Annotated in this window: 7 protein-coding genes; 1 reads left to right on the top strand and 6 read right to left on the bottom strand. The window is 55.2% G+C overall.

The annotated features are described in order from the left end of the window. Positions 1-2: 2 nt before the first annotated feature. The 5 genes from NR177_RS05155 to bglX form a co-directional block, all read right to left on the bottom strand. On the bottom strand, positions 3-905 hold the full coding sequence (locus NR177_RS05155) for an ABC transporter substrate-binding protein (RefSeq protein WP_256852525.1): 903 nt from the start codon (positions 903-905) through the stop codon (positions 3-5). A gap of 208 nt (positions 906-1,113) precedes the next feature. Then, positions 1,114-1,647 (bottom strand): isopentenyl-diphosphate Delta-isomerase, encoded by a 534-nt coding sequence (idi, locus tag NR177_RS05150; RefSeq protein WP_256852413.1) that lies wholly within the window; start codon positions 1,645-1,647, stop codon positions 1,114-1,116. 148 nt (positions 1,648-1,795) lie between these two features. Next, the gene (locus tag NR177_RS05145; RefSeq protein ID WP_063878859.1) at positions 1,796-3,691 is read right to left on the bottom strand and encodes a methyl-accepting chemotaxis protein; all 1,896 of its coding nucleotides are present in this window, start codon (positions 3,689-3,691) and stop codon (positions 1,796-1,798) included. 181 nt (positions 3,692-3,872) lie between these two features. Then, the gene (locus NR177_RS05140; RefSeq protein WP_096012167.1) at positions 3,873-4,979 is read right to left on the bottom strand and encodes a suppressor of fused domain protein; all 1,107 of its coding nucleotides are present in this window, start codon (positions 4,977-4,979) and stop codon (positions 3,873-3,875) included. 197 nt (positions 4,980-5,176) lie between these two features. Beyond that, on the bottom strand, positions 5,177-7,474 hold the full coding sequence (gene bglX, locus NR177_RS05135) for a beta-glucosidase BglX (RefSeq protein WP_256852412.1): 2,298 nt from the start codon (positions 7,472-7,474) through the stop codon (positions 5,177-5,179). A 151-nt stretch (positions 7,475-7,625) separates the two neighbouring features. Here bglX and dld point away from each other — a divergent pair, with 151 nt between their 5' ends. After that, complete coding sequence (gene dld / locus NR177_RS05130) at positions 7,626-9,329, top strand: D-lactate dehydrogenase (protein WP_096012165.1); 1,704 nt, start codon at positions 7,626-7,628, stop codon at positions 9,327-9,329. 64 nt (positions 9,330-9,393) lie between these two features. Here dld and NR177_RS05125 read toward each other — a convergent pair whose 3' ends face one another. Beyond that, on the bottom strand, positions 9,394-11,859 hold the full coding sequence (locus tag NR177_RS05125) for a DUF3772 domain-containing protein (RefSeq protein WP_256852411.1): 2,466 nt from the start codon (positions 11,857-11,859) through the stop codon (positions 9,394-9,396). Between the last annotated feature and the right edge of the window lie 114 nt (positions 11,860-11,973).

Here is an 11,973-nt window from a genome sequence, read left to right as displayed (position 1 = left end):
GGCTACAGCAGCTTGTTCTGAACTAACCACGCTTTCGCCACGCTGTTGGCATCCTGGCCCTCGACTGCGATTTTGGCGTTCAACTGCTGCAATGTTTTTTCATCCAGCGCGCTGAAAACGGGCTTTAGCCACGCGTCCATTTGGGGGTAAGCCTTGAGGACCGCTTCACGCACGACCGGTGTGGGAGCATAAATGGGCTGAACGCCTTTAGGATCGCTCAGGGTTTTCAGACCCAGCGCGGCAACCGGGCCATCGGTACCGTAAGCCATGGCGGCGTTGACGCCGGAGGTTTGCTGCGCGGCGGCGCCAATAGTGACGGCGGTATCGCCTCCCGCCAGCGACAGCAACTGATCCTGCTTAAGCGTAAAGCCATAGGCTTTTTCGAATGCGGGCAGTGCATCGCCGCGTTCGATAAATTCCGCAGAAGCCGCCAGCTTAAAGGAGCCGCCTTTTTTTAAATAGGCGCTGAGATCGTCCAGGGAGTTAAGCTGGTTTTTCTCGGCTACATCATTGCGCACCGCGATGGTCCAGGTGTTGTTAGCCGGTGCGGGCGTCAGCCACACCAGATGGTTTTTCTCGGCATCCAGTTTTTTGACTTTTTCATAGCCTTCCCGGGCATTTTTCCAGGCACTGTCTTTTTCGTCGTTAAAAAAGAAGGCGCCGTTGCCGGTGTATTCCGGATAGATATCCAGCTCTCCTGCGGTAATTGCCCCCCGCACCACCTGAGTGGCACCGAGCTGGATTTTATTGACGGTTTTGACGCCGTGCTTCTCCAGCACCAGCAGAATGACATTGCCCAGCAGGGAACCTTCCGTATCAATCTTGGAGCCCACCCGTACCGGATCGGCAGCGTGCGCCATCCCCAGACTAAGCAGTAAAACGCTGATGCCGACCAAACCGCGCATGTTTGCCATGTTACTTTCCTTATTAAATCATTCACCTGGAGTAGCGGTTGGCCGTGTGAATACCGTAACAGGCGCGCCCACCATTTTATTCGCTGCAATATTTTATTCGCTGCAATAAAAGCGTAGCCTGGCAATCGCATTGCGCGACCTGTTTTGTCCTGAAATCCGATGCCGCTAAGCCCTGACCGCACTGGTCAGGGTGCGCAGGTTAGGCCGGGAAGTTGAAACGGTCGAGATAGGCAGGAATACGGGGAAACGTATGGAGGAACCAGGGCGTAAACTGCTGCGGCTGCTGCTGCATTTGCTGTGCAATGTCCTGCATCGAGCGATAATCAAATGCGTCCGCCTCTTGCGGATTAAGCTGTGGCAGATCGTCGCTGACCGCGAAAAACACATGACCGTACTCATGCTCTGTCAGCCCGTTACTGAGCGGCAGGTTATAGCTCAGCTCAAAGATGGGGGAAAGCGACAGCGTCATCCCCATTTCTTCACGCAGGCGGCGTTCGGCCGCATCTTTGGTGGATTCATGAGGATAAGGATGTCCACAGCAGGTATTACTCCACAATCCGCCGCAGTGATATTTATCACTGGCGCGACGCTGAAGCAGTAGCTCTTGCCGGGCGTTAAAAACGTACACCGTTACCGCGCGATGCAGTAATCCTTTTTCATGCACTTCCAGCTTTTCCATTTTGCCGGTGGGACGATCAAGATGGTCGACGAGGATAACTTCAATAGCAGACATGAGGATTCCTTGAGTTTATTCCTCATTATTCTGGCACAAGATCGGAGGGGTTGAGGGGATAAAATTGTGCTGTTTATGCACAAATCTGTCAGAGGACGGCCCTGACGGCAGAAAACGTCAGGCCAGCGGAGGCTGGCCTGACTGTCGATTACAGTTTGAAACTCTGTACGACCTGTTCCAGTTGAAGACTCTGCGCTTCCATCGCCTGAGCGGCAGAAGACACCTCTTCCACTAACACGGCGTTCTGCTGAGTGGTCCCATCAAGCTGAGTGATCGCGACGTTAACCTGCTCGATGCCCATGCTCTGCTCACGGCTGGCGGCCATGATCTCGCTCATCAGCGTTGTCACGCTGCTTACGCCCTGCACCAGTTCGTCCATGGTCTGGCCTGCCTGTTCAACCAGTTGACTGCCTGCATCGATATTAGCGACTGACTCTTCAATCAGTTTTTTAATTTCGCGGGCCGAGTTGGCTGAGCGCTGCGCCAGGTTGCGCACTTCCGATGCGACCACGGCAAAACCCCGGCCTTGTTCGCCAGCACGTGCCGCTTCAACAGCGGCGTTCAGGGCCAGGATATTGGTCTGGAAGGCGATGCTGTCGATGACGCTGATGATATCGACCACCTTACGCGAAGAGTGGTGAATCTCGCCCATGGTCGTTACCACCTGACGGACAACCTCCGTTCCGCGCGCCGCAACCTTCGAAGCCTCACCGGCCAGCTGGTTAGCATGGGTAGCATTGTCGGCGTTCTGGCGGACGGTGCCGGTCAGCTGCTCCATTGAGGCCGCCGTTTCAACAATCGAACTGGCCTGATCTTCCGTTCGTGACGAAAGGTTGGTGTTGCCGCTGGCAATTTCACGCGATGCTGCGGATATGGCCAGCGCGCTGCTGCCCACCTGCTGCATTAACCCCTGTAGGTAACTGATAAAATGGTTAAAGCTCTGCGCTACCGCGTTAAACTCCGGGCTGTTACTGGCTGGCAGGCGCTGGGTTAAATCGGCACCGCCGGTCGACAAGGCTTCGATATTTTGGTTGAGCATGCTCAAACGCTTCATCATTGCGCGCATAAAACCCAACAGCACCAGCAACAGAATAATGGCCAGTGGGATCTGCACCAGACCCAGGCGCATCAGCATATTGTGAGACTGGGCTTTCAGCAGGCTGGACGATACGCTACTGGCCAGATACCACGGGCTGCCCGGAATGGCCTGCAGAAACAGCGTTTGCTCGCCGTCATTGCCGCTGTAAGTGGATTCCGTTGACTGCGTGCCTGCACTGGCAAGCAGCGCTTTGAGTGGTGCAGCCATGGGGTTTTGCAGGTCGCTCAGGTTTTCGAGTTTTGGCGTGCCGTTAACCAGCGCCGCATTTCCCACGACTTTGCCGTCGGCCTCAACGATCAGTACGTCTCCATGAATCGCCTCGCCCATTTTTTTAGCCAGTTGGTTGAAGAAACCCAGCGTAACGTCGATGGTTGAAACGCCCCAGACGGAGCCGTCGCGGTAGATTGCCATGGCGCAGTTGGTACGCGGCTGTGGGCTGGCGGCGTCCTGATAGGCTTTAGCCCAGGCGCATTGCCCTTTTGGTGCCGCCATACCGTCTTTATACCAGGGCTGCTCCCAGTATTTGTCGGCTGCATCAGAGTTCCAGTAGGTATTAACCTGCAGCTTGTTACTGGTATCGCGTGCAAAAAAGCTGCTGTCTTTCTCTTTACCCGCCTCCCGACGGTTGGGTAAAGGCCAGATCCCGCCGCCGAAGACGTTACTGTCCTGATACTGGTTGACCAATGCTGGTAATAAGGTGTCGATGGCGGCGCTGTCGATCACCGACGCGGCCTCAGTGATGGCACGTTGCTGTGCCTGCACACGGTTCATTTGCTCAACAATGCCCGTTGCCAGGGAATCCACCTGATAGCGAATCAGGCGGCTTTCATTGTCGACCAGTTGCGGTGCGACAAACTGGTTGATCACCCAAACAGTGATTAACACTAGCGCAACAAAAAAGCCGATGAGTGTTGCTGTGAAGCGGGATTGCGTGGTCTTTAACATCATTGTTCCCCTGGACCTTTCGTGGCGCTATTGCCTGATCGGGGTTAACGGCACGGCAAAGGGGAACTTGAGTAGACCAGATCACAAATTTAACAAGTCATTTAACAATAAAGAAATTTAATTACGCCAGGTCAGTAACTTTTTTTTAAGCCAGGCGGTATCACCGCCCTGTCTGCGGTGATTATTCTGTCTTCACGACCTGCTCGCGCGGGCGGAATATATGCGTATTCCCGCTGGCGGATAGCCGCTCACGCAGGTGCTGCCCGCCCTGGGCTTCGCTCTGGGCAAACTGGCGTTCCGCTTCGGTGACAGGCGTGGCCCACAGCAGCGTTGGCCGGTCACCCTCGCGCCGCGGCAACGAAAACTGGGCACTTTCCGGGGCCAGTTCGTTCGCTAACAGGTAACTTTCAAACCCCACCGGTGCCACCTCGGACGCCAGCGTATGTCCCTCACCCAGCCAGGTCAGTCGCGCCCAGGGCAGATGCACAAATTCCGCCAGTGCACTGGCCATCTGTACCGCATTGCTTTCTGTCATCACCTCGCCATCGACCGCCATCGCCAGCTCTGCGCGGCGATACTGTGGCGCCAGCTCATCAAACAGAAAATCGACCTGCGGCATGGGACGAATGCTCATACCCAGCGTCAGGAAATACCAGATGCCCTGGTGATAGTGCTGAGACAGGGCCATGGGCGGCCAGTTACCCTGATCGATAGCATAGTATTTTACCGACTCACCAAACTGCGCCTGATAGCAGGCCAGTAAATCCTGTTGCACCTTGTCCCATTCACTTCCGTCGTGCCATTCACGCCAGAACTGGCGCTGCTGTTCGGCAAGCGCATAGTAATGATTGGTGGAGGCAGAGCCGAGCGGTGCGGTAAGGCGGTTCTTTTTGATACAGCCCGCTGAAAAGCTGACCTGTTTATCCTGATACAGGCTCCAGCCTGGGATCACCGCCAGCAGTTGCCCGTAGTACCACAGTGCCGCACCCGCATCGCCCGGTTCCCAGAGTATTTGCAGGCCCGCCGCATCCAGTGGCGGTTCAGCGTCCAGATTACGGCAGTATTCCGCACTCAGCAGAGGGGCAATGCCCTGCTCCATGGCCTGATGATCTTCCTCGACAGGGGCAGGTAGCAGGTTACGTAACCAGCAGCCACGCACCGCAAACTGGCTACGAAACAGATCGGTGGGCCAGATATAGAAATAAGCAGTACGCGCATCCTGTTCGACAATGGCCGTCAGGGTGCGCTGCTGATTGTGGACTTCAGCAATCAGTGATTGATACGTCATAGCGCCTCGACAATACTTGAGGAATCCATTTTCCCCGAGGTTAGAGCAGGATCACGTCTGTCGCTATGACAGGCAAGGGTAAAACTCTCAAAGTGGATGTGTTCAGGCAGGATGAGAAGCAGAGGGGTAAGAACCGCTCCCCGAAGGGGAAACGGTTCTTACACCTGCAAGGCCAGGGAGGCTGGCCGTGCTGAGGATTACTGGTAGGTAAACTGGGTGTTTTGCGTACGGACAGAGTCCAGACCAATCATCACGTTGAATTTGCCCGGCTCGGCAACCTGCTTCATCTGCTGATTCCAGAACTTGAGCGCATCAACGTCAATCTTGAAGGTGACCTGCTGGGATTCACCCGCTTTCAGCATAATGCGTTTAAAGCCGTGCAACTCTTTTACCGGACGGCTGATGCTGGCAACCGGATCGTTCAGGTAAAGCTGAACTACGGTTGCACCATCCACTTTTCCGCTGTTAGTCACGGTGACGCTGGCATCAATGCTGCCGTTGTGCGCCATCGTTTCGGATGACAGCGTGACCGGCGATACGGTGAACGTGGTGTAGCTCAGACCATAACCAAACGGATAAAGCGGGCCGTTTTCCGCATCATAATAGTGTGATGTGTACTTGTTCGGCTTGGCAAAGTTGTAAGGACGACCGGTTGGTAAATGGTTGTAATAGATCGGAATCTGCCCCACTGAACGGGGGAAGGACATCGGCAGTTTACCCGACGGGTTGTAATCGCCAAACAGCACATCCGCGATAGCATTGCCCCCTTCCGTGCCGCTGAACCAGGTTTCCAGCATGGCATCGGCCATTCTGTCTTCATCAACCAGCGTCAATGGGCGACCATTCATCAGCACAATCACCAGTGGCTTGCCTGTGGCTTTCAATGCGGCTAACAGCTTCTGTTGCGAAGGTGGGATCATCAGATTACTGCGGCTGGACGCCTCGTGCGCCATGCCCTGCGCTTCCCCTACCGCCGCCACGATCACATCAGCCTGCTTCGCCTTTTCGACGGCCTCATCAATCATGGCCTGCGGCGAACGCGGATCGACGGCTACGGCCGGTTCATACATGTTGAGGAAGTCCTGAATGCCTTTGTTATCTGACACATTGGCACCTTTGGCATACAGCAACGTGGCTTTGCCTTCCGTCGCGTTTTGCATGCCCTGCAGCAGCGAAACTGACTGTTTGGCGACGCCCGCCGCCGACCAGCTTCCCATCACGTCACGCTGGCTGTCGGCAAGCGGTCCGATTAAGGCAATGGTGCCGGATTTCTTCAGCGGTAAGGTATCAAGGCGGTTTTTCAGCAGCACCATACTTTTGCGCGCCACGTCACGGGCTTCAGCACGGTGTAAACGGCTTTCCGCGTTAGTGTCCTGCGGATCGCTCTCTTTCGGGCCAAGGTGACTGTAGGGATCGTTAAATAATCCCATATCGTATTTCACGTTTAATACGTGCCGTGCCGCATCATCGATTTCGGCTTTGCTGACGACGCCACGCTTCACTAAGTCGGGCAAATACTGGCTGTAGTATTCATCGCTCATACTCATATCGACGCCAGATTTAATGGCGATACGTACCGCGTCCTGCGGATCGCTGGCCACACCATGCTTGATCAACTCTTTGATTGCACCGTGGTCGCTGATGGTGATCCCTTTGAATTTCCATTCATGACGCAGCAGATCTTTTAGCAGCCAGCTGTCGGCCGTGGCGGGCACGCCATTAATTGAATTCAGCGCGACCATCACGCCGCCGCTGCCGGCATCCAGCGAGGCTTTATACGGCGGCAGGTAATCCTGGAACATGCGCTGCGGGCTCATATCCACGGTGTTGTAATCCCGTCCGCCTTCCACCGCGCCGTAGAGCGCAAAGTGTTTCACGCTGGTCATGATGTTGTAGCGGTCCGCAGGGCTTTTGCCCTGCATCGCCTGCACCATGGTGCGTCCCATGGCAGAGGTTAAATAGGTATCCTCACCGAAGCCTTCTGAAACCCGGCCCCAGCGTGGTTCCCGGCTGACGTCAACCATCGGTGCCCAGGTCATGTTTAACCCATCGTCCGCCGCTTCATAGGCGGAGATACGGCCCACATCGTGCACGGCGTCGAGATCCCAGCTTGATGCCAGTGCCAGCGGGATAGGGAAAATCGTTCGCTGCCCGTGTACCACGTCATAAGCAAAAAACAGAGGGATTTTCAGGCGACTCAGCTGCATGACCTGATCCTGCATCGCGCGAATATCCTGACGCGTTACGGTATTAAAAATGGCGCCAACCTGACCTTTATGGATCATCTCACGCACGGCTTCTTTTGGCGTATCCGGCCCCACGCTGATTAACCGTAGCTGGCCGATTTTCTCGTCCAGGGTCATTTTTTTCAGCAGGTTGTTCACGTAGGCATCACGCGCCTTTTCAGTCATGGGATGGTGAGCGGTGGGCTCCCCGGCAAATGCAGGTTGCATAGCAAGGGAAACAGCGAGGCTAACAGAGCAAATCCATTTCATCAGGTTGGGTTCTCTTAAGTAACTGCGCAATATCGACTAAATGCAGGATGCCATCTTCAGAGCATAGCATGTAGCCTGCCGCTATCACACTGCGCCCAATTCAACTCACGTGCTACAGTAATGACGCATGCATAAGACAAGGGAATTGCCCATGATGACACCTTCTGCCCTGATCGCCGATCTCCGCCGCCTGGTCGGCTCTGGTAACCTACTTACCGAGGCTGCTCACACCGCCCGCTATCGCAAAGGCTTCCGTTCTGGTGACGGAGATGCTCTGGCCGTGGTCTTTCCTGCGACGCTGCTGGAACTGTGGCGCGTACTGCAAACGCTGGTTAATGCGGATGCCATTATTCTGATGCAGGCAGCCAATACCGGCCTGACTGAAGGATCGACGCCGCAGGGGAACGACTACGACCGCCCGCTGGTGATTATCAGTACTCTGAGGCTGGATAAGCTACAGCTGATCGATAAGGGCAAACAGGTGCTGGCTTTTCCGGGCAGTACGCTGTATCAGCTGGAAAAAATGCTTGCGCCGCTGGGCCGTGAACCGCATTCCGTGATTGGATCATCCTGCATTGGCGCGTCGGTGCTGGGCGGCATCTGCAACAACTCCGGCGGTTCGCTGATCAAGCGCGGCCCGGCGTACAGTGAGATGGCGTTGTTTGCCCAAATTGATGCCCAGGGACGGCTGAAGTTAGTCAACCATCTCGGTATCGATCTGGGTACCTCGCCGGAAGAAATTCTGGGACGGCTGGACGATGACCGCTGGCAACCGAACGACGTTTTGCATGACGGCCGCCATGCGTCCGACCACGACTATGCCGAACGCGTGCGCGACGTCCATGCCGATACGCCCGCCCGCTTTAACGCCGATGCCCGCCGCCTGTTTGAGGCGTCCGGCTGCGCAGGTAAGCTGGCGGTGTTTGCGGTGCGCCTGGATACTTTTGCGCGCGAACCCCAGCAGCAGGTGTTTTATATCGGCACCAATGATGCCAGCGTACTGGGCGATCTGCGCTGTCATATGCTGGCGAATTTTAAAAACCTGCCCGTCGCCGCTGAATATATGCATCGGGATATTTACGACATCGCCGAAGTGTATGGCAAAGACACCTTCCTGATGATTGATAAGCTCGGCACCGACAAGATGCCGCTGTTTTTCACGCTCAAAGGCCGGGTTGACGGCTGGTTAAGTAAAGTATCGTTTATCAAACCCCATTTAAGCGATCGACTGCTGCAACGCCTCAGCCGTCTCTTTCCTGCCCATCTTCCCAGGCGCATGAAACAGTACCGTGATAAATACCAACATCATTTGATGCTGAAAATGTCGGGCGACGGCATTGCGGAAGCACGCGACTACCTGCGTGAGTTTTTTCGCGAGGGCGGTGGCGAGTTTTTCGAATGTGAGGGCAAAGAAGGGGCGCACGCCTTCCTGCATCGGTTTGCCGCAGCAGGCGCGGCGGTGCGTTATCACGCGGTTCATGCTGATGAGGTGGAAGATATTCTGGCGCTGGATATTGCTCTGCGTCGTAACGATAAAGCGTGGTTTGAAAACCTGCCTGATGAGATTACCCAGTCATTAAGCCATCGCCTCTATTACGGGCACTTCTTCTGTCATGTCTTCCATCAGGATTACATTGTGAAAAAAGGCGTTGACGTGCATGCGTTAAAAGAAAAGATGTTGGCCATTTTGCATACTCGCGGCGCGGAATATCCGGCAGAGCATAACGTCGGGCATCTTTATGAAGCCCAGCCGCAGCTGGCCTCGTTTTATCGCAAGCTCGATCCGACAAACAGCTTTAATCCGGGAATTGGTAAAACCAGTAAACTGAAAGGCTGGGCGGTAAAGCAGCCCTGATTGCGCAAAAAGCATATCGACACAGAGAAATACGGGCGGCTGGCAAAAACGGCCGCCCGTTTATTTAGCGAGGCTGCTCGTCTGGCGTCAGGTCAGAAGCCGCGTCAGCAGCAACCAGCTGGCGGCGCTCAATAATCATGGTTTGCGGCGTAGACAGGACAATGCCCTCTTTGCGTAAACGGGTCAGAATATCGAACAACAGATCGCTCTTTGCCCCGGCGATCTGGCGCTGACTGGCGACGTTGCCGGTGACGCTCAGCACAATGCCCTGGGACGTAAGATCTTTGAAAGACACCGAGGGTTCCGGGTTCTCCAGGATGCGCTCGTTTTCCTCATACACTTCCAGCAGGATCTCCCGTACCCGCACCGGATCAATATCCAGCGGGAACGTGAGCGTAATGGTCACTACGCCCTGGGCATTGCCCATGGTGGCGTTACGCACGTTTTGAGAGATGAACTGCGAGTTAGGTACGATCACCGTCGATTTATCCCCTAACTGAATTTCGGTGGCACGCACGTTGATGCGGCGAATATCCCCCTCAACCCCGCTGATCGTCACCAAATCCCCGACTTTGACCGGACGTTCGGTCAGCAAAATCAGACCGGAAATAAAGTTTTTAACGATTTCCTGTAGACCGAAACCAATACCTACCGACAGGGCACTGACGATCCAGGCCAGTTTGTTCCACTGTAGCCCCATGATTGACAGCGTCAGCAAAATAATCAGGACATAGCCTACGTTGCTGAACAGCGTCACCAATGACATGCGCATGCCGCTGTCCATCGTGGTCTTTGGCAGGAAGTCGTTATCAAGCCAGCGACGTACCGAGCGCAGGATGTAAATACCGACGATCAGGCACAGCAGCGCGTTAACCAGGTGCGCCGGGACAATATTCAGCGACTCAAGGCCCTTACCGCCCCAAAACTCAATCGCCTTTTGCAGCAGCTCAATCGGGGTTGAGGAGGCAAAGGTGCCGTTCAGCAATGCCAGGGCCACGAACAAGATCAGGAAGGTTTTGCCGATCGCCGCAAGAATGATGGCAACCTGCTGCAGGTGGCGCTCATCAATATTCAGTGAGCCCTGAATGCGCTTGCCCGTGGTGTTATTGACTGAGAACAGGCTTTCACAACCGTCGTTAATCAGGTGACTGAGTATGTAAAACGAACCAAACAAAATGCCACACCACACCAGCTCGTAGCTTAAAAACCGCGCCAGCGTGACGTAACCAATCACCAGCGACCCCAGAATCGTCAGGGAGGTCAGCGTCAGGGCCATCTGAATCAGCCCGACCAGCGTAGAACGCGCTTCCGGCGGCGTTCCTTCCTGCGCCAGACGCCGACGTACGCGCTTGGTGCGCATGCTGATTGCCAGCGCCGTGCTGCCGATGAGCAAGGCAGTCAGGCCATTGGCAAAAATACTGGTATTCAGGCTGGTGCCGGCGGTGTAGTTAAAGGACTCCACCGTCTGGAAAATAAACACCAACAGTGCGGTGATCGGCGGGAAAGGTTTCAGGGCCAGCGCCACCTCATTGGAAATGGTGGGTAAACGCCAGCTTGGACGACGCGTGGACAGGAAGGCACGCCCCAGCCCGGCAATCAAACCGCTATAAACGCTTAATTCGACCAGGCGGTAGATAAAATCCTGCACGTCGCTGGACACTTCATCACGGCGGGTAAAGGCCTGGGACACAAACGCAAAGGTCAGTACCACCGCCGCCAGGCTGGTCAGGGCCACGGCGGTCGCTAAAAAGCTACGGCGCAGGCGTCCTTCCGGCAATTTGTTGATGCTGACCCAGGCTAAAAACTCTTCACCATAGCGGCGTCCCAGCGTCATCACCAGCACGGCGGCCAGCAACCAGCCAATCGTGCCAAGACGCCAGCCCGATTCCCATGACAGCGCAGCGGTAGCCTTGAGCTCACTTAAGAAGTCGCCAATTTTTTCATCGTCAAGATCCTGGCTGCTAAATACCGGCGACCAGAAACGCGGCCCAAAAATGCTGCCGGAGTTAAGCGCCAGTTTGTTTTTTAGCTGATCGCGACGCAGGTTGACGATTTGCGATGACAGCATCAAGGCACTGTTTTTAATGCCTTCCGCCTGCTTAATCTGATCGTCGAGCTTACTTTTCTGACTTTCCAGCGCGCTGCGTTTGCGCGTGACGTCTGCCGTCTCTTTTACGCCACTCTCCGGCTTGGGTGCCGGACCAAGCACCGCCAGCTGAGCTTCGAGCTGCTGACGATCGGGCTGCAAAGCCTGAGCAAGCGTATCGGTATTGCCTGACAGCTCCAGCGCCATTTCATTAAGTCGGCTGAGCTTGTTCTCGTCACTTTCAACGGACACCTGGCTCTTAATTTTGTCGAGGATTTTCTGCATTTTGGGCAGATCGACTGACGCGTTGACCTTGGGCTTGTCATCGGGCTGCTGCGTCGCGGGGGTCGCCTGAGCCGGATCATCCGCGGCAACGCTTAACGCAGGCGCAAGGGTGAACGACGCTAAAAATATCAGAACAATAAACGATCGTAACGTAAGCATATGAATGAGATTCCGGCACAGTAATCAGGCGAATCACCCTCGCCATTTGCGGGTAGTTTAGGTGGTCGCCTGCCATGAAACTATAGGAATACCGATCAATATCGACCGGGCCGC

This window comes from Pantoea sp. Fr+CA_20 (genome assembly GCF_024520835.1).
Lineage (GTDB): Bacteria > Pseudomonadota > Gammaproteobacteria > Enterobacterales > Enterobacteriaceae > Pantoea > Pantoea allii.
The sequence above is the reverse complement of the archived record's forward strand: the minus strand, read 5'-3'. Positions and strand labels throughout refer to the sequence as shown.

What these genes read in the sequence shown, in the direction of transcription:
- NR177_RS05155 (WP_256852525.1), bottom strand. Translation starts at nt 905, where the DNA reads ATGCGCGGTTTGGTCGGCATCAGCGTTTTACTGCTTAGTCTGGGGATG.
- idi (WP_256852413.1), bottom strand. Translation starts at nt 1,647, where the DNA reads ATGTCTGCTATTGAAGTTATCCTCGTCGACCATCTTGATCGTCCCACC.
- NR177_RS05145 (WP_063878859.1), bottom strand. Translation starts at nt 3,691, where the DNA reads ATGTTAAAGACCACGCAATCCCGCTTCACAGCAACACTCATCGGCTTT.
- NR177_RS05140 (WP_096012167.1), bottom strand. Translation starts at nt 4,979, where the DNA reads ATGACGTATCAATCACTGATTGCTGAAGTCCACAATCAGCAGCGCACC.
- bglX (WP_256852412.1), bottom strand. Translation starts at nt 7,474, where the DNA reads ATGAAATGGATTTGCTCTGTTAGCCTCGCTGTTTCCCTTGCTATGCAA.
- dld (WP_096012165.1), top strand. Translation starts at nt 7,626, where the DNA reads ATGATGACACCTTCTGCCCTGATCGCCGATCTCCGCCGCCTGGTCGGC.
- NR177_RS05125 (WP_256852411.1), bottom strand. Translation starts at nt 11,859, where the DNA reads ATGCTTACGTTACGATCGTTTATTGTTCTGATATTTTTAGCGTCGTTC.